The 26,392-nt window shown below is 72.6% G+C and carries 27 protein-coding genes and 1 pseudogene; 14 read left to right on the forward strand and 14 right to left on the reverse strand.

Annotated elements, in window-relative coordinates; translation table 11 throughout:
- Positions 1–12: 12 nt before the first annotated feature.
- Positions 13–804, reverse strand: coding sequence for a metal-dependent hydrolase (locus ABTY59_RS30575; RefSeq protein WP_352022316.1), 792 nt, complete (start codon positions 802–804; stop codon positions 13–15).
- Positions 805–890: 86 nt separating this feature from the next.
- Between ABTY59_RS30575 and ABTY59_RS30580 the strand changes: the two genes are divergently transcribed.
- Together ABTY59_RS30580 and ABTY59_RS30585 are read left to right on the forward strand one after the other, a co-directional pair.
- Positions 891–3,449 carry a DEAD/DEAH box helicase gene (locus tag ABTY59_RS30580; protein ID WP_352022317.1) on the forward strand — a complete coding sequence of 853 codons (2,559 nt, stop codon included), beginning with the start codon at positions 891–893 and terminating at the stop codon, positions 3,447–3,449.
- A gap of 12 nt (positions 3,450–3,461) precedes the next feature.
- The gene (locus ABTY59_RS30585) at positions 3,462–4,325 is read left to right on the forward strand and encodes an acyl-CoA thioesterase (RefSeq protein ID WP_352022318.1); all 864 of its coding nucleotides are present in this window, start codon (positions 3,462–3,464) and stop codon (positions 4,323–4,325) included.
- Between the two features lie 10 nt (positions 4,326–4,335).
- Here the strand turns inward: ABTY59_RS30585 and ABTY59_RS30590 are convergent, their stop codons facing one another.
- The gene (locus tag ABTY59_RS30590; protein WP_352022319.1) at positions 4,336–5,406 is read right to left on the reverse strand and encodes an RNA ligase (ATP); all 1,071 of its coding nucleotides are present in this window, start codon (positions 5,404–5,406) and stop codon (positions 4,336–4,338) included.
- Between the two features lie 149 nt (positions 5,407–5,555).
- On the opposite strand from ABTY59_RS30590, the gene ABTY59_RS30595 reads away from it, so the two are divergent.
- Entirely contained in the window at positions 5,556–6,290 is a 735-nt protein-coding gene (locus tag ABTY59_RS30595) for a hypothetical protein (protein ID WP_352022320.1), read from the forward strand.
- Here the strand turns inward: ABTY59_RS30595 and ABTY59_RS30600 are convergent.
- Positions 6,279–6,506 (reverse strand): DUF6011 domain-containing protein, encoded by a 228-nt coding sequence (locus tag ABTY59_RS30600; protein WP_352022321.1) that lies wholly within the window; start codon positions 6,504–6,506, stop codon positions 6,279–6,281. The two genes, ABTY59_RS30595 and ABTY59_RS30600, sit on opposite strands and share 12 nt — an antisense overlap.
- A 37-nt stretch (positions 6,507–6,543) precedes the next feature.
- On the opposite strand from ABTY59_RS30600, the gene ABTY59_RS30605 reads away from it, so the two are divergent.
- Both ABTY59_RS30605 and ABTY59_RS30610 read left to right on the forward strand, forming a co-directional pair.
- Positions 6,544–7,026 carry a glutathione peroxidase gene (locus ABTY59_RS30605; protein ID WP_352022322.1) on the forward strand — a complete coding sequence of 161 codons (483 nt, stop codon included), beginning with the start codon at positions 6,544–6,546 and terminating at the stop codon, positions 7,024–7,026.
- Positions 7,019–7,786: a putative protein N(5)-glutamine methyltransferase gene (locus ABTY59_RS30610; protein WP_352022323.1), complete on the forward strand. Its 768-nt coding sequence runs from the start codon at positions 7,019–7,021 to the stop codon at positions 7,784–7,786. The genes ABTY59_RS30605 and ABTY59_RS30610 overlap by 8 nt, the downstream gene beginning before the upstream one ends.
- Before the next feature lie 47 nt (positions 7,787–7,833).
- Here the strand turns inward: ABTY59_RS30610 and ABTY59_RS30615 are convergent, their stop codons facing one another.
- Positions 7,834–9,201 (reverse strand): cytochrome P450, encoded by a 1,368-nt coding sequence (locus ABTY59_RS30615; RefSeq protein ID WP_352022324.1) that lies wholly within the window; start codon positions 9,199–9,201, stop codon positions 7,834–7,836.
- A gap of 142 nt (positions 9,202–9,343) precedes the next feature.
- Here ABTY59_RS30615 and ABTY59_RS30620 point away from each other — a divergent pair, with 142 nt between their 5' ends.
- The gene (locus ABTY59_RS30620; protein WP_352022325.1) at positions 9,344–9,811 is read left to right on the forward strand and encodes a VOC family protein; all 468 of its coding nucleotides are present in this window, start codon (positions 9,344–9,346) and stop codon (positions 9,809–9,811) included.
- Between the two features lie 11 nt (positions 9,812–9,822).
- On the opposite strand, the gene ABTY59_RS30625 is transcribed toward ABTY59_RS30620, so the two are convergent.
- Complete coding sequence (locus tag ABTY59_RS30625) at positions 9,823–11,037, reverse strand: acyl-CoA dehydrogenase family protein (RefSeq protein WP_352022326.1); 1,215 nt, start codon at positions 11,035–11,037, stop codon at positions 9,823–9,825.
- A gap of 162 nt (positions 11,038–11,199) precedes the next feature.
- Here ABTY59_RS30625 and ABTY59_RS30630 point away from each other — a divergent pair, with 162 nt between their 5' ends.
- Entirely contained in the window at positions 11,200–11,847 is a 648-nt protein-coding gene (locus ABTY59_RS30630; protein WP_352022327.1) for a TetR/AcrR family transcriptional regulator, read from the forward strand.
- Positions 11,848–11,939: 92 nt separating this feature from the next.
- Here the strand turns inward: ABTY59_RS30630 and def are convergent, their stop codons facing one another.
- Entirely contained in the window at positions 11,940–12,497 is a 558-nt protein-coding gene (gene def / locus ABTY59_RS30635; protein ID WP_352022328.1) for a peptide deformylase, read from the reverse strand.
- A 126-nt stretch (positions 12,498–12,623) separates the two neighbouring features.
- On the opposite strand from def, the gene ABTY59_RS30640 reads away from it, so the two are divergent.
- The 5 genes from ABTY59_RS30640 to ABTY59_RS30660 all read left to right on the forward strand — a co-directional run bounded on the left by ABTY59_RS30640 (position 12,624) and on the right by ABTY59_RS30660 (position 17,311).
- Positions 12,624–13,871: a Mur ligase family protein gene (locus ABTY59_RS30640; protein WP_352022329.1), complete on the forward strand. Its 1,248-nt coding sequence runs from the start codon at positions 12,624–12,626 to the stop codon at positions 13,869–13,871.
- A gap of 19 nt (positions 13,872–13,890) precedes the next feature.
- Positions 13,891–14,619 carry a type 1 glutamine amidotransferase gene (locus ABTY59_RS30645; RefSeq protein WP_352022330.1) on the forward strand — a complete coding sequence of 243 codons (729 nt, stop codon included), beginning with the start codon at positions 13,891–13,893 and terminating at the stop codon, positions 14,617–14,619.
- Positions 14,620–14,801: 182 nt separating this feature from the next.
- The gene (locus ABTY59_RS30650) at positions 14,802–15,827 is read left to right on the forward strand and encodes a 6-phosphofructokinase (RefSeq protein WP_352022331.1); all 1,026 of its coding nucleotides are present in this window, start codon (positions 14,802–14,804) and stop codon (positions 15,825–15,827) included.
- Between the two features lie 102 nt (positions 15,828–15,929).
- Positions 15,930–16,877 (forward strand): cytochrome c oxidase assembly protein, encoded by a 948-nt coding sequence (locus ABTY59_RS30655; RefSeq protein WP_352022332.1) that lies wholly within the window; start codon positions 15,930–15,932, stop codon positions 16,875–16,877.
- A gap of 230 nt (positions 16,878–17,107) precedes the next feature.
- Positions 17,108–17,311, forward strand: a complete 204-nt coding sequence (locus tag ABTY59_RS30660; protein ID WP_352022424.1) for a hypothetical protein — start codon at positions 17,108–17,110, stop codon at positions 17,309–17,311.
- 13 nt (positions 17,312–17,324) lie between these two features.
- Here ABTY59_RS30660 and ABTY59_RS30665 read toward each other — a convergent pair.
- Together ABTY59_RS30665 and ABTY59_RS30670 are read right to left on the reverse strand one after the other, a co-directional pair.
- Positions 17,325–17,435: pseudogene (locus tag ABTY59_RS30665) on the reverse strand (CGNR zinc finger domain-containing protein); the annotation flags it as partial.
- An 84-nt stretch (positions 17,436–17,519) separates the two neighbouring features.
- Complete coding sequence (locus tag ABTY59_RS30670; RefSeq protein WP_352022333.1) at positions 17,520–18,533, reverse strand: DUF3048 domain-containing protein; 1,014 nt, start codon at positions 18,531–18,533, stop codon at positions 17,520–17,522.
- A 79-nt stretch (positions 18,534–18,612) separates the two neighbouring features.
- Between ABTY59_RS30670 and ABTY59_RS30675 the strand changes: the two genes are divergently transcribed.
- Both ABTY59_RS30675 and ABTY59_RS30680 read left to right on the forward strand, forming a co-directional pair.
- Positions 18,613–19,332 carry a lysophospholipid acyltransferase family protein gene (locus ABTY59_RS30675; protein WP_352022420.1) on the forward strand — a complete coding sequence of 240 codons (720 nt, stop codon included), beginning with the start codon at positions 18,613–18,615 and terminating at the stop codon, positions 19,330–19,332.
- A 63-nt stretch (positions 19,333–19,395) separates the two neighbouring features.
- The gene (locus ABTY59_RS30680) at positions 19,396–20,430 is read left to right on the forward strand and encodes an NAD-dependent epimerase/dehydratase family protein (RefSeq protein ID WP_352022334.1); all 1,035 of its coding nucleotides are present in this window, start codon (positions 19,396–19,398) and stop codon (positions 20,428–20,430) included.
- Positions 20,431–20,487: 57 nt separating this feature from the next.
- Here ABTY59_RS30680 and ABTY59_RS30685 read toward each other — a convergent pair whose 3' ends face one another.
- From ABTY59_RS30685 to ABTY59_RS30710, 6 genes are all read right to left on the reverse strand, one after another.
- Positions 20,488–22,011: an alpha/beta hydrolase gene (locus tag ABTY59_RS30685; RefSeq protein ID WP_352022421.1), complete on the reverse strand. Its 1,524-nt coding sequence runs from the start codon at positions 22,009–22,011 to the stop codon at positions 20,488–20,490.
- Between the two features lie 195 nt (positions 22,012–22,206).
- Entirely contained in the window at positions 22,207–22,950 is a 744-nt protein-coding gene (locus ABTY59_RS30690) for an urease accessory protein UreD (protein ID WP_352022422.1), read from the reverse strand.
- Positions 22,947–23,624 (reverse strand): urease accessory protein UreG, encoded by a 678-nt coding sequence (gene ureG / locus ABTY59_RS30695; protein ID WP_352022335.1) that lies wholly within the window; start codon positions 23,622–23,624, stop codon positions 22,947–22,949. The genes ABTY59_RS30690 and ureG overlap by 4 nt, the downstream gene beginning before the upstream one ends.
- Positions 23,625–23,668: 44 nt before the next feature.
- Positions 23,669–24,331 (reverse strand): urease accessory protein UreF, encoded by a 663-nt coding sequence (locus ABTY59_RS30700; protein WP_352022336.1) that lies wholly within the window; start codon positions 24,329–24,331, stop codon positions 23,669–23,671.
- A complete protein-coding gene (locus ABTY59_RS30705) occupies positions 24,331–26,052 on the reverse strand; it encodes an urease subunit alpha (protein ID WP_352022337.1) in 1,722 nt (573 codons plus the stop codon). Before ABTY59_RS30705 ends, ABTY59_RS30700 begins: the two co-directional genes overlap by 1 nt.
- The gene (locus tag ABTY59_RS30710; RefSeq protein ID WP_352022338.1) at positions 26,045–26,386 is read right to left on the reverse strand and encodes an urease subunit beta; all 342 of its coding nucleotides are present in this window, start codon (positions 26,384–26,386) and stop codon (positions 26,045–26,047) included. The genes ABTY59_RS30705 and ABTY59_RS30710 overlap by 8 nt, the downstream gene beginning before the upstream one ends.
- Positions 26,387–26,392: the final 6 nt, after the last annotated feature.

A 26,392-nucleotide genomic window follows, 5' to 3' on the forward strand; every position in this document is an offset into this window, starting at 1 on the left:
CCCGGCACGGCACTAGAGGAAGCCGAGTGCCGACGCCCCGCCGACGCCGCCCAGGAGCATGAAGGCGGGCATCAGGACCTTGAGCTCGACCCAGCTGCCGGCGCGGAAGCGCATGCCCTTGGGCGGGCCTATGGGGTACCAGCGCTTGCGGCCGACGGGGATGGGCCACAGGATCGGGCAGCCGGAGACGGTCAGGGCGTCGCCGATGTCGTGGACGAGCGCGCCCAGGACGATGGGCAGGCCCAGCCACAGGTATTCCTGGCCCGGGCCGGTGAAGAACCAGTCCGATCCGTTGCCGGGCTGGTCGAGGACGCCCGCGAGGATCCAGGCGCTGGTGGCGCCGAGGAGCCAGACCAGGACGTCGCTGGACATCCGGGCGGCCCGCCAGAGCAGGCCCTCCACGGCGAGGACCAGGTGCACGAAGAGGATCGCGAGGACGGCCCAGCGGCCGCCGGTGACCGCCGCGACGGAGGCCCCGGCGCCGATCAGGACCGCCCAGAGCCAGGTGTGGGTGAGGGTGCGGTGGCCGCCGGACCTGCGGGGGTCGGCGGAGGAGCGGGTGGCCTTGTAGACGGCGTACGACAGTTTGTCGACGATCTCGCAGAGGCCCTTGGAGACGGGTCCGAAGGCCCGGGAGATGGTCGCCGACTTGTGGTCGAGGTCCGGGGCGAGGGCGGCGCCCGCGCAGATGAGCGCGCCGACCACGAGAACCGGCCAGGGCATCGGGTGGTCGAAGGCGGCGGCGGCCGCTCCGACGCCCAGCCAGGCCGCCGCTCCGGACAGCGAGTGCGCCGGTCCCATCATGGTTGAGCCGCCCCGTTTCTCCCCTGCCGGCGCCCAGTTGACGGCCGGTCGACGGACGAGCCTATCGTCCGTGATCAAGACCGCTGATGGCCGGTTCCCTCATCCGAGCGGAATGCGGGCAAGATGGGGGCGTGACCCTTATCGATCAGCTGCCGCCGACCGCCGACCCCGACGCCCTCTTCGAGGCCTTCTCCTCCTGGGCCGAGGACCGGGGCATCACGCTCTACCCGGCCCAGGAAGAGGCGCTGATCGAGGTCGTCTCCGGGGCGAACGTGATCTTGTCCACACCCACCGGATCGGGAAAGTCGCTGGTCGCGGCGGGTGCGCACTTCACCGCGCTCGCCAACGACCAGGTGACCTTCTACACCGCGCCGATCAAGGCGCTGGTGTCGGAGAAGTTCTTCGACCTGTGCAAGCTCTTCGGCACCGAGAACGTCGGCATGCTGACCGGCGACGCCTCCGTGAACGCCGACGCCCCGGTGATCTGCTGCACGGCGGAGGTCCTCGCCTCGATCGCCCTGCGCGACGGCAAGTACGCCGACATCGGCCAGGTCGTCATGGACGAGTTCCACTTCTACGCCGAGCAGGACCGCGGCTGGGCGTGGCAGATCCCGCTGCTCGAACTCCCCCAGGCGCAGTTCGTCCTCATGTCGGCGACGCTCGGCGACGTGTCGATGTTCGAGAAGGACCTGACCCGTCGCACCGGGCGGCCGACCTCCGTGGTCCGCTCGGCGACCCGGCCGGTCCCGCTGTCGTACGAGTACCGGCTCACGCCCATCACGGACACCCTGACCGAGCTCCTGGAGACCAAGCAGGCGCCCGTCTACATCGTGCACTTCACGCAGGCGCAGGCCGTCGAGCGGGCCCAGTCGCTGATGAGCATCAACATGTGCACGCGCGAGGAGAAGGACCAGATCGCCGAGCTCATCGGCAACTTCCGCTTCACGACCAAGTTCGGCCAGAACCTCTCGCGGTACGTCCGGCACGGCATCGGCGTGCACCACGCGGGCATGCTGCCGAAGTACCGGCGGCTCGTGGAGAAGCTCGCGCAGGCGGGTCTCCTGAAGGTGATCTGCGGGACGGACACCCTCGGCGTCGGCGTGAACGTGCCGATCCGCACGGTGCTCTTCACCGCCCTCACCAAGTACGACGGCAACCGGGTGCGGACCCTGCGCGCCCGTGAGTTCCACCAGATCGCGGGCCGGGCCGGGCGGGCCGGGTTCGACACCGCCGGCTTCGTGGTGGCGCAGGCCCCCGAGCACGTCATCGAGAACGAGAAGGCGCTCGCGAAGGCCGGCGACGACCCGAAGAAGCGCCGCAAGGTGGTGCGCAAGAAGGCCCCCGAGGGCTTCGTCGCCTGGAGCGACACCACCTTCGAGAAGCTGATCGACGCCGAGCCGGAGCCGCTGACCTCCCGCTTCAAGGTCACCAACATCATGCTGCTCTCGGTGATCGCCCGCCCCGGCAACGCCTTCGAGGCGATGCGCAAGCTCCTGGAGGACAACCACGAGCCGCGCAAGGCGCAGCTGCGGCACATCCGCCGGGCCATCGCGATCTACCGCTCGCTGCTCGACGGCGGTGTGGTGGAGCAGCTGGCCGAGCCGGACGCCGAGGGCCGCACGATCCGGCTGACGGTCGACCTCCAGCAGGACTTCGCGCTCAACCAGCCGCTGTCGACGTTCGCGCTGGCCGCCTTCGACCTGCTGGACCCGGAGTCCCCCTCGTACGCCCTGGACATGGTGTCCGTGGTGGAGTCGACCCTCGACGACCCGCGCCAGATCCTCGCCGCGATGCAGAACAAGGCGCGCGGGGAGGCCGTCGGGCAGATGAAGGCGGACGGCGTCGAGTACGAGGAGCGGATGGAGCGGCTCCAGGACATCTCGTACCCGAAGCCGCTGGAGGAGCTGCTCTGGCACGCGTACAACGTCTACCGGAAGTCGCACCCGTGGGTCGGCGACCACCCGGTGTCGCCGAAGTCGGTGATCCGTGACATGTACGAACGGGCCCTGACGTTCACGGAGTTCACCTCCTGGTACGAGCTGGCGCGGACCGAGGGCATCGTCCTGCGGTACCTGGCGAGCGCGTACAAGGCGCTCGACCACACCATCCCGGACGACCTGAAGACCGAGGACCTGGAGGACCTGATCGCCTGGCTGGGCGAGATGGTGCGCCAGGTGGACTCCTCGCTGCTCGACGAGTGGGAGCAGCTGGCGAACCCGGAGATCCAGACGGCCGAGGAGGCGCAGGAGAAGGCCGACCAGGTCAAGCCGGTCACGGCGAACGCCCGCGCCTTCCGGGTCCTGGTGCGCAACGCCATGTTCCGCCGGGTGGAGCTGGCCGCCCTCGACAACGTCGACGCGCTGGGCGAGCTGGACGCCGAGGCCGGCTGGGACGCGGACGCCTGGGGCGAGGCGATGGACGCCTACTGGGACGAGTACGACGATCTGGGTACGGGTCCGGACGCGCGCGGTCCGAAGCTGCTCGCGATCGAGGAGGACGCGGCGCACGGGCTGTGGCGCGTCCGGCAGACCTTCGCCGACCCGAACGGCGACCATGACTGGGGCGTCAGCGCGGAGGTGGACCTCGCGGCCTCCGACGAGGAGGGTCGTGCGGTGGTCCGTGTGACGTCCGTCGGACAGCTGTAGAGGAGTGCTGTGGTGACCAACCCCGCCGAGAGGCTCGTGGATCTGCTCGACCTGGAGCGGATCGAGGTCGACATCTTCCGCGGGCGCAGCCCGCAGGAGTCCCTGCAACGGGTCTTCGGCGGGCAGGTCGCCGGACAGGCCCTGGTCGCGGCCGGCCGCACCACGGAGGGCGACCGGCCGGTGCACTCGCTGCACGCCTACTTCCTGCGGCCGGGCCGCCCCGGGGTGCCGATCGTCTACCAGGTGGAGCGGGTGCGCGACGGCCGCTCGTTCACGACCCGCAGGGTCACGGCGATCCAGGAAGGGCGGACGATCTTCAACCTCACGGCCTCCTTCCACCGGCCGGAGGAGGGCGCGTTCGAGCACCAGCTGCCGCCGCGGCACCTGACCGACCCGGAGACCCTGCCGAACCTGGCGGACGAGGTCCGGGAGCACCTGGGGACGCTGCCGGAGGCCCTGGACCGGATGGCCCGCCGGATGCCCTTCGACCTCCGGTACGTGGACCGGCTGCGCTGGACCGCGCAGGAGGTCAAGGGCGCGGAACCGCGCTCGGCGGTGTGGATGCGGGCCGTCGGCCCGCTGGGCGACGACCCGCTCGTCCACACCTGCGCCCTCACGTACGCCTCGGACATGACGCTCCTGGACGCCGTCCGGATCCCGGTCGAGCCGCTGTGGGGCCCGCGCGGCTTCGACATGGCCTCGCTGGACCACGCGATGTGGTTCCACCGGCCGTTCCGGGCCGACGAGTGGTTCCTGTACGACCAGGAGTCCCCGATCGCCACGGGCGGCCGGGGACTCGCGCGGGGCCGGATCTACGACCGCGAGGGCAGGCTCCTGGTGTCGGTGGTCCAGGAGGGCCTGTTCCGGAAGCTCTGACCCTCCCCCCTCACTCGTACTCGGTGCCGCCCTTGCGGGTCAGGTAGGCCGGGCTGACCGCCTTGGCGATGGCCCGGCCGCCGGTGACCGGGCTGTACCGCTCGGTCGCGGGCCGGATGACGACGCCCTCCCGCAGGTGCGCCTCCCGTCCCGAGACGGTCTCGCGGCCGCTCGCGTGCGCGAGGACGGTGTCGAGGTCGTACGGCCCGGAGTACAGGCGCGGTACGAGGGGGACCTCGCCGCTCTCCAGGACCTCCTCCGGGTCCAGCCACCGCACCTGTCCGTCGATCTCGGCGGACACGTCGAACAGCGCGTAACCGACGGTCTCGGAGCGGGCGTCGGCGCCGTAGGCGAGGTCCTGCACCCCGGAGCCGTACACCTCGCCGAAGAGCCCGACCCGGCGGGCGCCGAGCCGCTGCGCGAGCCGCTCGGCGACGGCGGCGAGCCCGTGCCCGTGGACGGCACGCCAGTACAGGTTGCGCGGGTCCTCCCGGAGGGCGAGCCCCTTCCCGCCGAACCCCTTGGAGGAGACCTGCACGCGCCCGTCCTCGGCGTGGAAGGTCAGCAGGCAGGCGGTGCCGTGCAGCTTCTCCGTCAGGACGACGGGCTCACCGGGCTCGAACACGTCGGGGTAGCGCCGCAGGTTCTCGATGTCGACCCAGGGCAGCAGGTCGGGAGCGGGCTCCACGTCCCCGCTCATCGTCGGCGGTATCGGCGGCACCCACTTGGTGATCCCGAGGGTCTGCGCGAAGTCGACCCCGTCGGCCGCGGCCCGCGCCAGGTCGGTTCCGGCGAGCGCCGCGGGCCGGCACACGATCCCCTGCGACAGCTCCCCGCGCAGCCGCACCGCCTTCACCCGGTCCGCGTTCCCTCCGGCGAGCCGCCCGGTGAGCCCCAGCTCCTCGACGAGCGCGAGGGGCAGCACGGCCTGCTCGGGGATGTAGACGGCGACGTCGCCCGTCTCGTACGCCCCCTTGGCCACGACGGCCCGGTAGAGCCCGACCTGGGCGAGCTCCAGGGCGTCGGCGTTCGGATGCGGATGGACGGTCAGGACTTCGGCGGTGACGCGCAGGGTGGACATGGGTCAGGACTCCGGTCGCTCGGGTTTCGGTCTCATCGCGACTCACCCTGACGGGCCGTGAAACCACTGGCCCAACGGTTTTGACGGCTGGTAGCGTCGCGATCTTCGCCCGGCGTGCCGCGTCGGCGGAGTCCCGTCAGGACCGTGCCGTGCCCTCTCCCGCCCTTGCCTCCGCACTTCGCCGCGTCGACGCCGTCTTCGGCGGGATGACCGCGCCCGCAGAGGGCTGTCTCCACTGCTACGGCGCCGGGGATCTGGCGCTGCTCGCGGTTCCGAGGGCGCCGCTGGGCGACGATCTGGTGCGGCAGTTCTTCCACGAGGTGCCCAGCCACTTCGACGACCATCCGGCCGTGGTCCGGCGGCTGTTGCCGGAGTTCCTCGCCTTCGTGGCAGCCGGGCGCTTCTCCGGCATGGGGTACGTGCGCACTGGCCTCGGTCGCATCGTCTGGCGGGACTGGCCGTCCGAGCAGGCGGAGGCGATCGAAGGATTCCTCGACGTGTGGTGGCGGGAGACGCTCGCCGCCGCTGAGCCCATGTACCCCGTGGGGGCCGTCTGGGAGCTGTGCCTCGACGTCCACGGCTCGATGGGGCCGCTGCTGGACGTCTGGGGCGCCGCTCCCCGCGGCGGCACGGAGGACCGGCACCTCGGTGACTGGGTGGCGTACCGGATCGACGAACTGCTCCGGGACGATCCGTTCGTCCTGCCCTGGGACATGGACGGCGAGGCGCTCCTGCCCGAGCTCCAGGCCTGGCTCGTCGAGCACGCCGTGCCGCGGCTCGCCGGCCGTCCCGATCCGCTGCTCGCGCGCAAGGTCGCGCTCCTCGCGCTCCCTCCGGAGGAGCGCTGGGTGGCGTACTCCGAGCTGATCGCCTCAGCCGGCTGACTGGTCCAGGCCCGGGAGGGTGTCCTGGGCCACCTCGTGGCGGCGGGTGCGGATGTCCGGGGGCGCCGGGTGGAGTTTCGCGTCGCACGTGGGCCCCAGGCCCGTGCGGCGCGAGTCCGCGCCGGTCAGGGGGCGACCGCACAGGCGGCAGTACACGCGGCGCGGTCCCGGCCCCGGTGCGGAATCGATCGCGATTGCCAGTGGTTCGTCTCCCATGCTGAGATCAAACCCTATTTCCGACGAGGAGCACTCCATGAGCCTGTACGACATCCCCCTGAAGACCCTGACCGGCGAGCCGGTCTCCCTCGCCGACTACCGCGACCGGGCCGTGCTGGTCGTGAACGTGGCCTCGAAGTGCGGGCTCACCCCGCAGTACGCGGGTCTGGAGCGGCTGCAGAAGGAGTACGGGGAGCGCGGCTTCACCGTGCTCGGTGTGCCCTGCAATCAGTTCGCCGGGCAGGAGCCGGGCAGCGCCGACGAGATCGCGACCTTCTGCTCCGCCACGTACGGCGTGTCCTTCCCGCTCCTGGAGAAGACGGACGTCAACGGGGACGGGCGCCACCCGCTCTACTCGGAGCTGGTGAAGGTCGCCGACGCCGAGGGCGAGGCCGGTGACGTGCAGTGGAACTTCGAGAAGTTCCTGATCGGCCGGAACGGCGAGGTCACCCGCTTCCGTCCGCGGACCGAGCCCGACGCCCCGGAGATCGTCTCCGCGATCGAGGCCCAGCTTGTCTGAACTGGGGGTCGTCGAGCGGCTGCGGGCCGCCGGGTGCGTCTTCGCCGAGGAGGAGGCGGAGATGCTCCTCGCGACCGCCGCCGGGCCCGCCGAGCTCGACCTGATGGTCGAGCGGCGGGCCTCCGGCCTGCCCCTGGAGCACGTCGTGGGGTGGGCCGACTTCGCCGGGCTGCGCGTCGAGGTGGACGGCGGGGTGTTCGTGCCCCGGCGGCGTACGGAGTTCCTCGTCGGCCGGGCGGTGGAGCTGGCCCGGCCCGGTGCCGTCTGCGTCGACCTGTGCTGCGGCTCCGGAGCGGCGGGCGCGGTGCTGCTCGCCGAGGTCGAGGGCGCGGAGGTGCACGCCTCGGACATCGAGCCGGCGGCGGTGCGCTGCGCCCGGCGGAACGTGGAGCCGCGCGGCGGCCGGGTGTACGAGGGGGACCTCTTCGCGCCGCTGCCGCGGGAGCTGCGGGGCCGGGTCGAGGTGCTGGTCGCCAACGTGCCGTACGTCCCGACCGAGGAGATCGCGCTCCTGCCGTCCGAGGCCCGCGACCACGAGCCGCGCGTGACGCTCGACGGCGGCGTCGACGGTCTCGGCGTGATGCGGCGGGTGGCCGCCGAGGCGCCGGAGTGGCTGGCGCCGGGCGGGCATCTGCTGGTGGAGACGAGCGAGCGGCAGGCGGAGACCGCGCTCGCCGTGATGGCCGCGGCCGGTCTGGCGCCGCGCCTCGTCACCTCCGAGGAGTGGTGGGCGACCGTCGTCGTCGCGACGAGGCCGTAGGGGAGGCGTCGGGGGGAGTGGCCCGGTACCGGGCCGCTCCCCCGCTCTCAGCGCGGCAGCAGCCGGCAGCGGGCCGGGCCCGTCGCGTAGAGGGTGATGGCGGAGCCGACGGGCACCTCGGTGTCGACGGCTTCGAGGCCGTGCTTCTGGAGGATCATCGCCAGGGCGATCACCGACTCCAGCATCGAGAAGTGCTGCCCGATGCAGGCCCGCGGACCGCCGCCGAAGGGGTACCAGGCGTACCGGGGGCGCGCCGCCTCCGCCTCGGGCGTGAAACGGTCCGGGTCGAATCGCTCCGGGTCCTCCCAGTAGGCGGGGTGCCGGTGGGTGACCCAGGAGGCGACGACGACGTCCGCACCGGCCGGGATGGCGACGCCGTCGACCACGGTGGCGGCGACGGCGCGGCGCCCGATCGCGGGGGCCGCCGGATAGAGCCGCATCGTCTCCTTGAGGACCCGGGTCACGTAGGGCAGGGCGTCGAGGTCGGCGGCGCCGGGGGTCCGGCCGCCGAGGACCCGGTCGACCTCCTCGTGGGCCCGCTTGAGCACCTCCGGGTGCTTGGCGAGCAGGTGGAGGGCGAAGCCGAGGGACGTGGCGGTGGTCTCGTGCCCGGCCAGGAGGAAGATGAGGACCTGCTCGCGCAGCTCGGTGGCGTCGAAGCTGCCGTCCTCGGCGCTCTCGGCCTCGACGAGCAGGGTGAGCAGGTCGTCGCCCTCGGCGGAGGCCCGGCCGGAGGCGCGTCGCTCGGCGATGATGCGGTCGCAGACCTCGTACAGCGCCTGGTGGACGGCGGCGGCCTTGCGGTTGCCGGGGGTGGGCCAGTCGCGCGGGACCTTGAGCGGGGCGTAGCCGCGGCTCAGCACGTAGGCGTTGAGCTCGGGGAAGCTGCGCTCGACGATCTCGACGGCCGCGTCGACGTCCGTGCCGAAGAGGATGCGGGCGACCGCGCGCAGGGCGAAGCGGGTCATCTCGTGGAGGACGTCGACGGTCTCGGTCGCGCCGTCCTGCCACTCGCCGACGAGGGTGGTGATCTCGGCCGCCACGGCCGCCGCGTAGCCGTCGACCCGGCGCTTGGTGAAGAGCGGCTGGACGAGCCTGCGCTGGCGGAGGTAGTCCTCGTCCTGGCTGGTCAGCAGGCCGTTCCCGAAGGACTCGCGGATCTCCTGGTAGAAGGCGTTGTCCTTGCGGAAGTTGGCGGACTCGCCGGCGAGGACCTGCTGGGCGCCCTCGGCGGAGAAGACGCCGTAGATCGTGGCGCGGATCCCGGGCGGGCCCGCGGTGATCTTCACGACGTCGCCGTGCTCGCGCCGGGCGCGCAGGAAGGTGCCGAGCGAGTCGCTCTTGAGCTCGAACATGGAGCCGAGGAGCGGACTTCCCGCGAGCTGAGGTGCCGCGGTTCCGGTGGTGCTGGCCATGATCGGTTCCCCCTTGGTCGTCACTGGCCCGGTGATTGTGCCTCAGACGAGCCGCGAGCGAACACCCGCTCGGATCCGGCCGGTTGACTTGAACCGCTCGCGGTCCACGGCATTGTCAGTGGCTTCTGGGAGGCTCGTCGTCATGGAGCGACCCGAGCTGACCCTGCAACTGACCATCGACTGCGCCGACCCCCAGCGCCTGGTGCCGTTCTGGCTGGCCGCCCTGCGGTACGTCCCGGATCCGCCGCCCGCCGGGCACGCGACCTGGCGGGCCTACTGGGAGGCGATCGGCGTGCCGGAGGACGAGCTCGGCGAGGACGCCGGGGAGCTGCCGGAGTCCATCGTCGACCCGAAGGGCGTGGGTCCGCGCGTCTGGTTCCAGCGCGTCCCCGAGGCCAAGACCGTCAAGAACCGCGTCCACCTCGACCTGAAGGTCGGCGGCGGCCGCGAGGTCCCCCTCGCCGTCCGCCGCGAGCGCGTGGACGGCGAGGTGGCCCGGCTGACGGCGCTCGGCGCGACCGTGCTGTACACGATGGACGAGCCGAACGGCATGGACTACTACGCGGTGGTCCTCCAGGACCCGGAGGGCAACGAGTTCTGCCTCGTGTGAGGACCGGACGGCTACTTCGCGAGGGCGCGGCTGATGACCATGCGCTGGATCTCGCTCGTGCCCTCGAAGATCGTGTAGATGGCGGCATCGCGGTGCATGCGCTCCACCGGGTACTCCCGGGTGTAGCCGTTGCCGCCGAGGATCTGGATGGCCTGGGCGGTGACCTTCTTGGCGACCTCGCTCGCGTACAGCTTGGACATGGAGCCCTCGGCCGCCGTGAAGGGCTTGCCGGCGGTGGCCATCCAGGAGGCGCGCCAGACCAGCAGGCGGGCGGCGTCGATCTGGGTGGCCATGTCGGCGAGCTGGAAGGCGACGCCCTGGTTCTCGATGATCGGGCGGCCGAACTGGACGCGGGTCTTCGCGTAGTCGAGGGCGACCTCGTAGGCCGCGCGGGCGGTGCCGACGGCCATGGCGCCGACGGCCGGGCGGGAGGCCTCGAAGGTGGCCATGGCCGCGTTCTTCACGCGCTCGCCGCCGGCCTTGGCCTTCTCCCGGGCGCGGGCCAGCCGCTCGTCCAGCTTGTCCTTGCCGCCGAGCAGGCAGGAGCCGGGGACCCGGACGTCCTCCAGGACGACCTCGGCGGTGTGGGAGGCGCGGATGCCGTGCTTCTGGAACTTCTGGCCCTGGGACAGGCCCGGGGTGTTCGGCGGCACGATGAAGGAGGCGTGGCCCTTGGAGCCGAGCGCGGGGTCGACGACCGCGACGACGACGTGGACGTTGGCGATGCCGCCGTTGGTCGCCCAGGTCTTGGTGCCGTTGAGGACCCACTCGTCCTTGGCCTCGTCGTACACGGCCCGGGTGCGCATGGAGGCGACGTCCGAGCCGGCGTCGGGCTCGGAGGAGCAGAAGGCGGCGACCTTGACGTCGTTCGCGTCGCCGTACATCTGCGGGACCCAGGTGCCGATCTGCTCCTCGGTACCGTTGGCGAGGACGCCGACGGCGGCGAGGCCGGTGCCGACGATGGAGAGGGCGATGCCGGCGTCGCCCCAGAAGAGCTCCTCCATCGCCATCGGGATGCCCAGGCCGGTCGGGTCGAAGAACTGCTGGGCGTAGAAATCGAGGGAGTAGATGCCGAGCTTGGCCGCTTCCTGGATGATCGGCCAGGGAGTCTCCTCACGCTCGTCCCACTCGGCGGCCGCGGGGCGCATCACATCGGCGGCGAAGCCGTGGAGCCAGTCGCGCACCTGCTTCTGGTCCTCGTTGAGTTCGAGCGCGAACTCTCCCATGTTCCCTCCCAGCATGACGTTACTTGCGGTAACAGCAGTCTGTTACCGGTGGGTAGAGGCTGTCAACCTGCGGTGGAGCGGTTCGGGCCGACCGACACCCGATCCCGGCCGGGTGTTACGTTGCGACAGCCTCACGAATCGCACGGGCGGGGAGACACGCACATGGACATCGCACACCGGGACACCGACCAGCAGACGCCCGCCGAGCAGCGGCGCCGCGAGCTGCTGGAGGCGGCGGACCGGGTGGTGCTCCGGGACGGCCCCAAGGCCTCCATGAACGCGATCGCCGCCGAGGCCGGGATCACCAAGCCGATCCTCTACCGCCACTTCGGCGACAAGGGCGGGCTCTACCGCGCCCTGGCCACGCGGCACACGGACGCGCTCCTCGCCTCGCTCCGGGCCTCGCTCGACGCGCCCGCCGACCGGCGCCGCCGCGTCGAGGCCACCCTCGACACCTACCTGGCCTCCATCGAGGCGATGCCCCAGGTCTACCGCTTCCTGATGCACCCGGCGGAGGAGTCGCACCAGACCGAGCAGGGCTTCGACGTCGGCCGCCACTCCGCCCCGCTGCTCCGCCGCATGGGCGAGGAGCTCGGCCAGGTCATCGCCGAGCGGGTCGACCCCGGTCCGGCCGGGCAGACCCAGGCCCGGATCTGGGGGCACGGCATCGTCGGCATGATGCACGCGGCCGGCGACTGGTGGCTGGGCGAGCGCCCCTGCTCCCGCGCGGACCTGGTCAAGAGCCTGGCCGACCTGCTCTGGGGCCGCCTCGCCGAGGCCGACGACCTCCCGGGCGGGCCGGGCTTCTAGACGAGCCCGGCTTCTGGACGGACTTCATGACGGCAGCCCCGGGCGGCCGTCGTGGCCAGGCGCGCGAGCCCCGACTGACCGACAGGACACCCCTAGGCGATACGGTCCGCTCCGCTCCCCCACGGCTCCTTGCGGACCGCCCGCATCAGGCGTGACTTGCGCCACCCCGTGACGTGGTCCGCGTACACCCCGCCCTCCAGGTGGTCCGCCTCGTGCTGGAGGCAGCGCGCGAAGAATCCCGTGCCCTCGATCCGTATCGGAGTGCCGTCCAGGCGGACGCCCTCGACCACCGCGCGGTCGAAACGGGGCGTCGGCGCCTCCAGGCCCGGCAGGGAGAGGCAGCCCTCGGGGCCGCGGATCTCGTCGCCGTCCGCCTCCACCAGACGCGGGTTCACCACGTGGCCCAGGTGGCGGTTCTCCTCGTCGTCGGGGCAGTCGTACACGAAGACCCGCAGGCCCACGCCGACCTGGTTCGCCGCCAGGCCCACGCCGTGCGCCGCGTACATCGTGGCGAACATGTCCTCGACGAGCCGGGCCAGTTCGGGGCCGAAGTCGGTGACGGGAGCGCAGGGCGTGTGCAGCACGGGGTCGCCGAGGAGCGTCATCTCTCGGACACGGCCGGAACTGCCGGGGATGGGGCGGTTTCGCATGGCGGTAAGGGTACGGTCCGCCGTGACCTCCGCGTTTCCCGCGGCCGCTCGGCGGTGCCGCTGTTCGGGCTGCCGACCGGATCTCGATAGGCTGAGCCCGGACCGACGCAAGGAGGAACAAGAACGATGTCAGGACACCCCGGTAATCCAGAGCCGCTGTCGCCGCGCGCCAAGCTGGCCGTGACGGCGGGCAGGGCCGCGGCCGCGGTGTCGCGTGCGGCGGGGCGCGGCAGCGGATCGGTGATCGGCGGCAAGGTGGCGCTGAAGCTCGACCCCGACCTGCTGGGACGGCTCGCGCAGCATCTGGACGTCGTCCTGGTGTCGGCGACGAACGGCAAGACGACCACGACCCGGCTCATCGCGGAGGCCCTCCGTGCCGCCGGCCCCGTGGTCTCGAACGCCCTCGGTGCCAACATGCCCGCCGGCATCACCTCGGCGCTGGCCGGCGGCTCGGACTCCAAGTTCGGCGTGATCGAGGTCGACGAGAAGTACCTCGCGGGCGTCGCACGGGACACCACCCCCAAGGCGATCGCGCTGCTCAACCTCTCCCGCGACCAGCTGGACCGCGCGGCCGAGACCCGGATGCTCGCCGAGAAGTGGCGCGAGGGCCTCAACGGCACGAAGGCCGTGGTCATCGCCAACGCCGACGACCCGCTCATCGTGTGGGCCGCCTCCTCCTCCCCGAACGTGGTGTGGGTCGCCGCCGGTCAGGAGTGGAAGGACGACGCCTGGTCGTGCCCCGCCTGCGGCGGTGTGATGCAGCGTCCCGGCGACGACTGGTTCTGCGGCGAGTGCGGCTTCCGCCGTCCCGCCCCGAGCTGGGCGCTCAGCGGCGACCACGTGCTCGACCCGCACGGTTCGGCCTGGCCGATCCGTCTCCAGCTGCCCGGCCGCGCCAACAAGGCGAACGCCGCCACCTCGGCCGCCGTCGCCGCCGTCTTCGGGGTGCCGCCGCAGGTGGCCCTGGAGCGCATGTACCAGGTGCAGGCCGTCGCCGGACGCTACGACGTGGTCTCCTTCCAGAACCGCGACCTGCGTCTGCTCCTCGCGAAGAACCCGGCCGGCTGGCTCGAAACGTTTTCCCTCATCGACGGGCCGCCCGCCCCGGTGATCCTCTCCGTCAACGCGCGGGGCGCCGACGGCACGGACACCTCCTGGCTGTGGGACGTGGACTACGGCCGGCTCGCCGGCCACCCGATCATGGTGATCGGCGACCGGAAGCTGGACCTCGCGGTCCGCCTGGAGGTCGCGGGTGTGGACTTCCGCGTCTGCGAGACGCTGGACGAGGCCGTCGCGATGGCCCCGCCCGGGCAGATCGAGCTGATCGCCAACTACACCGCCTTCCAGGACGTCCGCCGCCGCGTCGGCAACTGACCCGTAGAGGACTTGCAGCATGACTGACAGCAGCCTGCGCCTGGTCTGGGTCTACCCCGACCTGCTCAGCACCTACGGCGACCAGGGCAACGTCCTCGTCGTCCAGCGCCGCGCCGAACAGCGCGGACTCCACGTCGAGCGCGTCGACGTCCGCAGCGACCAGCCGGTGCCGACCTCGGGCGACATCTACCTGATCGGCGGCGGCGAGGACCGTCCGCAGCGGCTCGCGGCCGAGCGGCTCCTCCGCGACGGCGGCCTGTCCCGGGCCGCCTCCAACGGTGCGATCATCTTCTCGGTCTGCGCCGGCTACCAGATCCTGGGCCACGAGTTCATCAACGACGTCGGCGAGCGGCAGCCCGGTCTCGGTCTGCTCGACGTGACCACGACCCGCGGCGAGGGCGCCCGCTGCGTCGGCGACGTCCTCGGTGACATCGACCCGCGGCTGGGCCTCCCCCAGCTGACCGGTTTCGAGAACCACCAGGGCATCACCCACCTCGGCCCGACGGCGCGGCCGTTCGCCCGGACCGTCTACGGCAACGGCAACGGGACCGGCGACGGCACCGAGGGCGCGTACAACGACACGGTCTTCGGCACGTACATGCACGGCCCCGTCATGGCGCGCAACCCGCAGATCGCGGACCTGCTCCTGAAGCTGGCGCTCGACGTCAACGCGCTGCCGCCGACGGACGACCGCTGGTACGAGGCGCTGCGCGCCGAGCGCATCGCGGCGGCGACCCAGCCCGCCTGAGCAGCGGCGACCCGGCCCGTCCGGGTCAACCCGCGCACCGCCGGCGGTCCCTCGTACGAACGTACGTTGTCCACTGTGCGGACATCCGGTTCGGCCCCGTCACCCTGCGACGATAGGGTGGCGGGGATCCAGCCGGACGACGTGGTCCGGGAGTCGGCCCACGTTGCAAAGGTATTTGGGCTATGCGCATTGGCGTGCTCACCTCCGGCGGAGACTGCCCCGGTCTGAACGCTGTCATCCGGTCCGTCGTGCACCGCGCCGTCGTCGACCACGGCGACGAGGTCATCGGCTTCCACGACGGGTGGAAGGGCCTCCTGGAGTGCGACTACCGGAAGCTCGACCTCGACGCGGTGGGCGGCATCCTGGCCCGCGGCGGCACCATCCTCGGCTCCTCCCGGGTCCAGCCCGCTCACCTGGTCGACGGCGTCGAGCGCGCCAAGGGCCACGTCGCCGACCTGGGCCTCGACGCGATCATCCCGATCGGCGGCGAGGGCACCCTCAAGGCGGCGAACCTGCTGTCCGAGGCGGGCCTGCCCATCGTCGGCGTCCCGAAGACGATCGACAACGACATCGCCTCGACCGACGTCACCTTCGGCTTCGACACGGCCGTCACCGTCGCCACCGAGGCCCTCGACCGGCTGAAGACCACCGCCGAGTCCCACCAGCGGGTCCTCGTGGTCGAGGTCATGGGCCGCCACACCGGGTGGATAGCGCTGCACTCCGGCATGGCCGCCGGCGCGCACGCCGTGGTCGTGCCCGAGCGCCCCTTCGACATCGACGAGCTGACCTCCCGGGTCGGCGAGCGCTTCGAGGCCGGCAAGCGGTTCGCGATCGTGGTCGTGGCGGAGGGCGCGAAGCCGCGCGAGGGCTCGATGGACTTCAAGACGGCCGGCACCGACATCTACGGCCACGAGCGCTTCACCGGCATCGCCAACCAGCTCTCCGCCGAGCTGGAGCGCCGCCTCGGCAAGGAGGCCCGCCCGGTCATCCTCGGACACGTCCAGCGCGGCGGCACGCCCACCGCGTACGACCGCGTCCTCGCGACCCGCTTCGGCTGGCACGCCGTCGAGGCGGCGCACCGCGGCGAGTTCGGCATGCTGACCGCGCTGCGCGGCACGGAGATCACGATGGTCCCGCTGGCGAAGGCCGTCGAGACCCTCAAGACGGTCCCGGCCGACCGGTACGCCGAGGCGGAGTGCGTGCTCTGACCGCTGCCGTCCGTGACACCCGCCCCCGGTCGCAGTCGCGGCCGGGGGCGGTTCTAGTCTGGTGCGGACAACAAGCGCGAATCGGGCTCCAGGAGTGTACGGATGGATCACAGCGGGCACGGCATGACCACGGATCTGCCGCCGTTCACGCTGGGGCGGGGCCTGGAGTTCTCTCCCGACCTCTTCTTCATGATCGGATGCCTGGCGGCGCTCGGTCTCTACGGCTGGGGCGTCGCCCGGCTGCGGCGGCGCGGTGACGCGTGGCCGGTCGGCCGCACGGTGCTCTTCACCGTGGGCGTGCTGTCGATCGCGCTGGTGATGTGCACCAAGCTCAACGACTACGGCATGGTCATGTTCAGCGTGCACATGGTGCAGCACATGGTGATCTCCATGCTGTCGCCGATCCTGCTGCTGCTCGGCGCTCCGGTGACCCTCGCGCTGCGGGCGCTGCCGGTGGCGGGCCGGGGTTCGACGGGGCCGCGCGAGCTGCTCCTGAAGCTGCTGCACAGCCGGTACATGCGGGTGATCACGCACCCGGCGTTCACGATCTCCATGTTCATCGCGAGCCTCTACGGGCTCTACTTCTCGCCGCTCTTCGACTCCCTGATGGGCTCGAAGGCCGGGCACATCGGCATGATGGTGCACTTCCTCGCGGTCGGCCTGATCTTCTTCTGGCCGATCATGGGCGTGGACCCGGGCCCGCACCGGCCGGGTTACGTGATGCGGATGCTGGAGCTGTTCGCGGGCATGCCCTTCCACGCGTTCTTCGGCATCGCGATGATGATGGCGTCGCAGCCGCTGGTGAAGGCGTACGAGAACCCGCCGGCCTCGCTCGGGATCGACGCCCTCGCCGATCAGAACGCGGCGGGCGGCATCGCCTGGGCGTTCAGTGAGATCCCGTCCGTCCTGGTCCTGATCGCCCTGGTCTACCAGTGGTACCACTCCGAGCAGCGGCAGGCGGTCCGCAAGGACCGGGCCGCCGACCGGGACGGCGACAAGGAGCTGGAGGAGTACAACGCGTACCTCGCGTCCCTCCGGGCGCGGAGCTGACGCGCCTTCGACCACTCCGGCCGGGTCCGGTGCCGCTCGCGGCGCCGGGCCCGGTTCGCGTTTCCGGGCCGCCGTCGCGGCCGGTGCAGGCTCGTGATCCCGGCCGACCGTCCGGCGCCCGTTTCGCGTCCCGGCGCACGCCGGAGCGTCCGGGGAGTAGCGCACGCCCCTCTCCTGGGGTCACGATGGGCTGGACGGCTTCCGCGCCCCGGTCGGGAGGAGGCGGGCTGATGTCCGGTCCCACGAAGACGATGGCGGTGCTGACCTGCGCAGCGCTGGTGCTGACGACGGCCTACACGGTGGCGCTCGGCAGCAGCGGCTGGCTCTGGTTCGGCTTGATCGTGCTGGTCGTGGCGACGATCGGGATGGCGGCGGCGGACAGCGCCGTGCCGCCCGCTCCACGCCCCAGGCCGCCGGGCCCCACGAACCCCTGAGAGGCCCGCCTGTTCAGTCCGTCGCGGCGCCGGTGCGGCGGGCGTAGGCGCGGGCGGCGCGGGCGCGGTCGCCGCAGCGGACCGAGCACCAGTGACGGCGGCCGTGGCGCAGGAGGTAGCGGTTGCCGACGAGCTGTTGGCGGCCTTCGCGGCGGCCGGCCTGGCCGACCGCCTGGACCTGGGCGAACGGCACTGAGCGGCTCCGTCCCTATGCCTTCGGGGCCAGGACGATCCAGACCTGGCCCGCGGCGAAGGGCAGGGGCGCCCCGGCCGGGGTGGTGAAGGTGGTGCCGGACGCGGCCGAGGGGCGGGACCAGCGGGCCTCGTGGGCGCGGCCGTCGCGCAGGACGAGCGCGCGGCCGTCGCCGACGGTCTCGCTGTACGGGGAGACCGCGCCGAACCGGTCGTGGAACCGGGAGGGGCGGATCGTCACGTACTGGACGACGACGGTCTCCGGGGTGAGCGGGCCCGTGTCGGTGGCGCGGGCCTCGCGGCCGTCCATGGCCACCCGCCAGGCGCGGTCGGCGGCGGACCAGGTGAAGGTGTAGCGCGCCGCCGGGTAGCGGACGCTCGTGTGCGTGACCGGGGTGCCGCCGGGCGGCGCCGGCCCGAAGCGGAAGCCGATGTCCCGGGCCTCGCCCGCCCCGGGGGCGGCGGCCAGGGCGCGGCCGGGGCGCAGGTAGAGGTTGTGCGGGGCGGGCCGGTCGGCCGAGCGCCGGAAGGCCCCGGGGGTGGTGCTCTCGGTGACGAGGTCGAGGGGCGCGGCCCGGAGGAGCGGGTTCAGGGCGGACTGGGCGCCGGAGTAGGCGAGGACGGGGCGGTCGAAGTCGCCGAGCAGCGCGATGTCGGACTCGCGGGCGCTGCGGACGGGTCCGGTGAGGTCGGGCAGGCGGGAGGAGTAGACGGCCAGGAGCCGGGTCACCCCGCCCTCGACCTGTTCGACGTAGACGAGGTCGGCCGCGCCGAGGCCGGTGTGGGGGCGGGCCGCGGGCACGTTGTCGATCTTCACGGCGAGCACGGGGGCGGGCCGCGCGGGGAGTCCCGTGAGGGGCGAGAGGCCGGTGGGCGCGGTGGGGGGCGGTGTGGCGGGCGTGGTCGTCGGCGTGGGGCTGGGCTCCGACGGGCCCGAGCCGGAGCAGCCGTACAACCCGGCCGCCGTCAGCGCGCACAGCAGCGCGGTGAGGACGCGGCCGGGGCGCCTGGCCCCGCGCTCGCCTGTCATGTGACGCTCCCCCACCAGTGGACCACGGGCCCGTGCGGGGATACAACGGGGCGTGACGGACGACGAACGGGGGTCGCGCGTGTTCTACCAGCTGATGAAGCACGTCCTGCTCGGGCCGCTCCTCAGGCTGCTGTTCCGGCCGCGGATCGAGGGGCTTGAGCACATCCCCGAGGAGGGGGCGGCGATCGTCGCCGGCAATCACCTCTCCTTCTCGGACCACTTCCTGATGCCGGTCGTCCTGGACCGGCGCATCACCTTCCTGGCGAAGCAGGAGTACTTCACGGGGCCGGGGCTCAAGGGCCGGCTCACGGCGGCCTTCTTCCGGGCCGCCGGGCAGATCCCGGTGGACCGGTCGGGGAAGGAGGCCGGGAAGGCGGCGATCCGGGAGGGACTCGGGGTCCTCGGCCGCGGCGAGCTCCTGGGGATCTATCCGGAGGGGACGCGCTCGCACGACGGACGGCTGTACAAGGGCAAGGTGGGGGTGGCGGTGATGGCGCTGACCGCCGGGGTCCCGGTGGTGCCCTGCGCGATGGTGGGGACCTTCGAGATCCAGCCGCCGGGGAAGGTCGTGCCGAGGATCCGCCGGGTGACCATCCGCTTCGGAGAGGCCCTGGACTTCTCCCGGTTCGCCGGTTCGGCCGGGGAGAAGGCCGTGGTCCGCGCGGTGACGGACGAGATCATGTACGAGATCCTGCGCCTGTCGGGACAGGAGTACGTGGACGAGTACGCGGCGGTGGTGAAGGCTGCGGAGTCCGGCGGTGACGGGCCTCCCGAGAAGTTCCCGGGAGGGGAACGCTGAGGGCGGATCCGCGCACGGCGCAATCCGCCGATCCGCGGCCCGGGTGCCCGTACGGTCCCTCGCATGACCAAGGGAAACGCGTTCGTGCTGGGTGCGACGGGACAGGTGGGGCGGGCGGCCGTGCGGGCGCTCGTCGCGGACGGCTGGGAGGTGACGGCCGCCTCGCGGGGCGGCGCCAGGGACGAGGGGTGGCCGCGGGAGGTGCGGTCGGTGCGGCTCGACCGGAACGAGGAGGGCGCGCTCGCGGCGGGGCTCGGCGACGGGTGTGACGTGCTCGTCGACATCGTCGCGTACGACCGGGGCCACGCACGGCAGTTGACGGGTCTGGCCGACCGGATCGGCTCGGCGGTGGTGGTGTCGAGCGGTGCCGTGTACGAGGACGAGCGGGGCCGCAGCTTCGACACCCAGGACCGGCCGGACGGCTTTCCCGCGTTCCCCGTGCCGGTGGCGGAGGACTGGCGGACGGTCGCGCCGGGCGACGGCACGTACGGCACCCGGAAGATCGCCCTGGAGCGGGAGCTGCTCGCGGCGGGCGGGGCGCTGCCGACGACGCTGCTGCGGGCGGGCGCGATCCACGGCCCGTACTGCCCGGGGCCGCGCGAGCTGTGGTTCGTGAAGCGGGCGCTCGACGGGCGGCCGGTGCGCCTGCTGTCGTACGGGGGCGCCTCGCGGTTCCATCCGGCGCACGTGGACAACCTCGCGGAGCTCGTCCGGCTCGCGGCGGCCCGGCCGGGCAGCCGGGTGCTGAACGGCGCCGACCCGGAGGCGCCGACGGTGGCGGAGATCGGGGCCGCGATCGACGCCGTCCTGGGGGTGGAGAGCGAGACGGTGCTGATCGAGGGGGCGCCGCCGGGGGACCTCGTGGGGCTCACCCCGTGGACCGCGCCGCACCCCGTCGTCTACGACATGACGGCGGCGGAGCGCGCGTTGGGCTACCGGCCGGTGGTGTCGTACGCGGAGTCGCTGCCCGCGACGGTCGAGTGGCTGGCCGGACACCTGAAGGGGCGGGAGTGGCGGGAGGCCTTCCCCGGACTCGCGAAGTACGGGGTGGACTTCTTCGACTACGCCGCCGAGGACGCCTGGCTCGCCGCGCGTTGAGACACGCGCGGAGGGGCGGCCGCCGTGTGGCGACCGCCCCCTGGCGTGGTGCGGGTGTTACGGCTTGGGCGTGGCGTGCGGCTCGCACGTCACGTCGTGGCTGTCCACCTTGCCCGTGAGCAGGTACGTCTCGACCTTCGGGTTGATGCACGCGTTCACCAGGCTGGTGACGCCGTGCGAACCCGCGTTCTTCTCGGTGATGAGACGCGAGCCCTTGAAGCGCTTGTGCAGCTCGACCGCGCCGGCGTACGGCGTGGCCGCGTCACGCTCGGACTGGACGATGAGCACCGGGGGCAGACCCTTGCCGGTCTTGACCTCGGTCGGCTTCTGGCGCGGCGCGGACCAGGTCGCGCAGGGCAGGTTCATCCAGGCGTTCGCCCAGGTCATGAACGGGTACTGCTCGTGGAGGCGGGAGTTGTCCCGGTTCCACCTGTTCCAGCTCGTCGGCCAGGGCGCGTCGGCGCACTCGACGGCGGTGTAGACGGCGTTGCCGTTCTCCGACGCGGCGTTGCCGGCGGTGTCGGTGAGGTCCGCGGCGGCACCGTCGATGAGCGGCTGCGGGTCACCCGCGGCGTACGCGCTCCAGGCCTCCGCGACCGGGGCCCACGAGGAGTCGTAGTACGGGGCGCTCTGGAAGAAGCCGATGAGCTCGGCCGGTCCGACCTTGCCGCCCAGGGGCGCCTTCTTGGCGGCGGCGCGCAGGGTCACCCACTGCTGCTGGACCTCCGCCAGGGTGTCGCCGAGGTGGTAGGTGGCGTCGTTCTGGGCGACCCAGGTCATCCAGTCCTTGAGGCGGCCCTCGAAGGCGATGTCCTGCTCCAGGTTGGCCTGGTACCAGATGTTGCTCTTCGCCGGGTTGACCACGCTGTCGACGATCATGCGGCGCACGTGGTCCGGGTACAGCGTGCCGTAGACGGCGCCCAGGTAGGTGCCGTAGGAGACGCCGATGAAGTTGAGCTTCTTCTCGCCGAGCGCGGCCCGGATGACGTCGAGGTCACGGGCGGTGTTGCGCGTCGTCATGTAGGGCAGCATGTCGCCGCTCTTCTCGGCGCAGCCCTTGGCGTACTCGGCGGCCAGCTTGCGCTGGGCGAGCTTGTCCGCCTCGCTGTCCGGCACCGGGTCCGCCTTGGGGCCCTTGACGAACTCGGTCGGGTCGACGCAGGAGATGGGCGCCGAGTGGCCGACACCGCGCGGGTCGAAGCCCACGAAGTCGTACGCCTTCGCGGTGTTCACCCAGAGGGCGCTCTTGGTGGTGACCCGGCGCGGGAAGCGCAGGCCGGAGCCGCCGGGGCCGCCGGGGTTGTAGAGCAGGGCGCCCTGGCGCTCGGCGGGCGTGCCGGTGGACTTGGCGCGGTCCACGGCGATCTTGATCTTCTTGCCGTAGGGCTTGGCGTAGTCGACCGGGACGGTGACCCAGCCGCACTGGATCGGCTTCTCCAGTCCCCAGTCGGCCGGGCAGTCCTGCCAGTCGATGCCGGCCTTCGCGGCCAGCGCGGCGGCGACGACCGCGCCGCGCGCCTCGTCGTCCCGGTCGTGGCCGGTGACGGCGCCGGCCGTCGGCGCCGCGAGCGCGGTCGCCATGAGCGTGCCCGCTATCAGAGTGCCGGCCGAGCCGAGCACTGCTGTGCGTCTCAATGGTCCTCCCCCAGAAGGAGTCTGTGTGTCCGGGGGATCCTTTCGTCCCTGGGGCTCGGGGTGAAATGCGTACACGTGTTTCTTTACCGAACCAATAACCGGTGACGGGTGTACCGCTGAGCGGTGAACGTGCGGAGACGGTCAGAACGGGACGAGTCCGGCAAGTGCCCGGTCGAGGAGCCCGCGCAGCGCGAGCGCGTCCGGGGCGACGGCGGTGGCGAGGGCGGCGGGCCCCGCGAGCGGGCTGACCACCGCGTTCTCCCCGTACAGCCGTGCCTCCACCGGCTTCTCCGCGAACGCGGGGTCGACGACGAGGAGTTGTCCGGTGGCCCGGTGGCCGCCGAGGACCGCGCCGCCGTCCCAGCCGCCGGGTGCGCCGGGGCCGAAAGCCAGCTCCTGGTCGAACAGGGGGCGGCCGCCCCTGCGGACGGTGAGGCGGGTGACGAGGGTGCCGGGCGGCTCGCCGTGCCGGCCGAGGACCTGCTCCTCGCGCAGCACGAGCCGTGCCGTGGGCGCGAGGTCGACGGTGGTCCGCATCCGCAGGTGCGAACCGGCGGCGGAGACGAGCTGCTCCGGCAGCCAGCGCAGCACCGCGCCGTCGCCGACGGAGATCCGCACGTCGTACGCGGCGGGTTCGGCGCTCCGGCCGGGCAGGGCGAGAGTGGCGGCGGCCGAGTCGACCTGGAGCCGGGCCCCGTCCCGCACCTCGGTCTCGATCGCGAGCCGGTCGCCGCCGAGCGGGGCGCTCATCGCCCCGACGACGGTGACCCGGGTGTACGGTCCGGCGGCCCGGGTGCGGCGCAGGGCGAGGGGGCCGTCGCTCACCAGGAGCGGCAGTCCGCCGTCGGCGTCGGCGGCGATCCGGGCGGTGGCGCGCAGGCTCACGCGGTCCACGCCGCGAGCTGTGCCCGGACCCAGTCGGCGACGGGCGCGACGCCGTCCTCGCCGCGCAGGGAGGTGAAGGCGACGGGGAGTTCGCCGCGCTGCTCCTTGGCGTCGCGGGCCATCCGGTCCAGGTCGGACCCGACGTGCGGGGCGAGGTCGGTCTTGTTGATCACGAGGAGGTCGGCGGTGGTGACGCCGGGCCCGCCCTTGCGGGGGATGTCGTCGCCGCCGGCCACGTCGATGACGAAGATCTGGGCGTCGACGAGCCCCTTGGAGAAGGTGGCCGTGAGGTTGTCGCCGCCGGACTCGACCAGGATCAGGTCGAGCGGTCCGACGGTGTCCTCCAGGTCCTCGACGGCTTCGAGGTTGGCGGAGATGTCGTCCCGGATGGCGGTGTGCGGGCAGGCGCCGGTCTCCACGGCCTGGATGCGCTCGGGCGGCAGGACCGCGTTGCGGAGCAGGAACTCGGCGTCCTCCCGGGTGTAGATGTCGTTGGTGACGACGGCGAGGGAGAGGCTCTCGCGCAGCTCCCGGCAGAGCGCGGCGACGGTGGCGGTCTTGCCCGAGCCGACCGGTCCCCCGAGCCCGATGCGCAGGGCGCGGCGGGTGCCGTCGGGGCGGTGGGCGTCGGCGGAGACGGCGCCGTGGTGGGCGTGGGCGTGGTCGAGGTGCATGGGGGACTCCCGGGTGCTTCGGTGGGTGCTCGGGGTGGTGGCGCTCAGGACGCGAAGAGGCGGACGGGCCAGGCGGCGTGCTGTTCGGCGGTGACGTCGAGCAGCGGCGCGGAGGCGGCGGGCAGCGCGTCGACGCCCTGCCGGGCGGCCGCGGCGGCGCGTGCGGCCACGTCGTCCATCTCGGGGGCGAGGCGGGCGAGGACGGCGGTGGCCTGGTAGGGGTCGAGGCTGAGCAGGCGGACGGCGGCGATCGCCGGGCCGCCGACCGTCTCGTACGCGACACAGTGCGCCGCGTCCTCGGGGCCGAGCCCGGCGGCCCGCGCCGCGGTGCCGAGGACGACGGGCTGGTGCGCGCCGCGCGGGAACGCGGCGGCGAGCGCGTCGAGTTCGGGGTGCGGCCAGGTGGCGCGGGCGGCCCGCATCAGCTGGCGGCCGAGTCTGCGGGCGGCGGCGCGCAGGGCGGGTGAGGGGGTACGGGCGTCGGCCGCCGCGTCGAGCGCGTACGGGTCGAGTCCGTGCGCGGCTCCGGCGGCGAGCGCCGCGGAGGTGAGGCCGGTGGTGTGGAGCCGGCCCCGGCAGAAGGACTCCAGGCCGGCGGCGTCCTTGATGCGGCCGGCCCGGACGGCGGCCTCGGCGCCGCCGGAGTGGGCGTGCCCGCCGGCGGGGAACCGTCCGTCGGCGAGCACGAGGAGGGTGGCGCGCGACATCAGAAGAGGAAGTAACGCTGGGCCATGGGCAGTTCGACGGCGGGGGCCGGTTCGACCGTCTCGCCGTCGATGCTCACCGAGAAGGTGTCGGCGTCGACCTCGACCCGGGGCAGGGCGTCGTTCTCGCGCATGTCGGCCTTGGTGACCCGCCGTGTGGAGCCGATGGGGGCGAACTCCTTGTGCACGCCGAGCTTCCGGGGCAGGTCGTCCTCGATCGCCGCCTGGGCGACGAAGTTGACCGAGCCGGCCGCCGCCGCGCGGCCGAGCGCGCCGAACATCGGGCGGGGCAGGATCGGCTGCGGGGTGGGGATGGAGGCGTTGGCGTCGCCCATCTGCGCGTAGGCGATCTGACCGCCCTTGACGACGACGAGCGGCTTCACGCCGAAGAAGGCGGGCTCCCAGAGGACCAGGTCGGCGAGCTTGCCGGGCTCGACCGAGCCGATGAGGTGGTCCATGCCCTGGGCGACGGCCGGGTTGATCGTGTACTTGGCGACGTAGCGGCGGGCCCGGTGGTTGTCGGCGGCCCCGTCGCCGGGCAGGGCGCCGCGCCGCTTCTTCATCACGTGGGCGGTCTGCCAGGTCCGCATGATCACCTCGCCGATCCGTCCCATGGCCTGGGAGTCGGAGGAGATGATCGAGATGGCGCCCAGGTCGTGGAGGACGTCCTCGGCGGCGATCGTGGAGGGCCGGATGCGGGACTCCGCGAAGGCGAGGTCCTCGGGGACGGCCGGGTTGAGGTGGTGGCAGACCATCAGCATGTCGAGGTGTTCCTCGATGGTGTTGACGGTGTGCGGCCGGGTCGGGTTGGTCGAGCTGGGCAGGACGTACGGCTCGGAGACGACCGTGATGATGTCGGGGGCGTGCCCGCCGCCGGCGCCCTCGGTGTGGTACGCGTGGATCGTGCGTCCGGCGATCGCGGCGAGGGTGTCGCCGACGAAGCCGGCCTCGTTCAGCGTGTCGGTGTGGATGGCGAGCTGGGCGCCCGTCTCCTCGCAGACGCTCAGGCAGGCGTCGATGACGGCGGGGGTGGCGCCCCAGTCCTCGTGGATCTTGAAGCCGAGGGCGCCGCCGCGCAGTTGGGAGTGCATGGCCTCGCGGGACATCGTGTTGCCCTTGCCGAGCAGGCCGATGTTGACGGGGAAGGTGTCCAGGGCCTCGAACATCCGGGCCATGTGCCAGGGGCCGGGCGTGATCGTGGTCGCCTTGGTGCCCTCGGCGGGTCCGGTGCCGCCGCCGACGAGGGTGGTGACGCCGGTGGCGAGGGCCTGCTCGACGACGGTCGGCGAGATGAAGTGGACGTGGGTGTCGACGGCTCCGGCGGTGACGATCCTGCCGTTCCCGACGATGATCTCGGTCTCGGGGCCGATGACGAGGTCGGGGTGGACCCCGTCCATGGTGTCGGGGTTCCCGGCCTTGCCGAGGGCGGTGATGCGGCCGTCCCGGATGCCGATGTCCGCCTTGACGACACCCCAGTGGTCGATGACCACGGCGCCGGTGATGACGGTGTCGGGGGCGCCCTCGGCACGGGTGGTGCGGGCCTGCCCCATCGACTCCCGGACGACCTTGCCGCCTCCGAAGACGGCTTCCTCGCCGGCGCGGCCGGGGCCGCCGCAGCGGTCCTCCTCGATCTCGACGAGGAGGTCGGTGTCGGCGAGCCGGATGCGGTCGCCGGTGGTGGGGCCGAACAGGTCGGCGTAGACGGCGCGGTCGAGGTCAGGCACGGTCGCCGTCCTTGTGGTCTGCGGGGAGGTCGAGGGGGCCGGCGGTCTCGCCGCGCAGGCCCGGCACGATCCGGCGGCCGGCGATCGGCACGAGTTCGACCTCGACGGGGATGCCGGGCTCGAAGCGGACGGCGGTGCCGGCGGCGATGTGCAGCCGCTGCCCGTGGGCCGCGGCGCGGTCGAATTCCAGGCCGGGGTTGACCTCGGCGAAGTGGTAGTGGGAGCCGACCTGGACGGGCCGGTCGGCGGCGTTGAGCACGGTCAGACGGCTGACGGGGCGCCCCTCGTTGAGGGCGACGGGACCGTCCGCGTACAGGATCTCTCCGGGGATCATCGGCGG

The sequence above is a fragment of the Streptomyces sp. NPDC096079 genome, from assembly GCF_040303145.1.
In the GTDB taxonomy this organism is placed as follows: Bacteria; Actinomycetota; Actinomycetes; order Streptomycetales; family Streptomycetaceae; genus Streptomyces.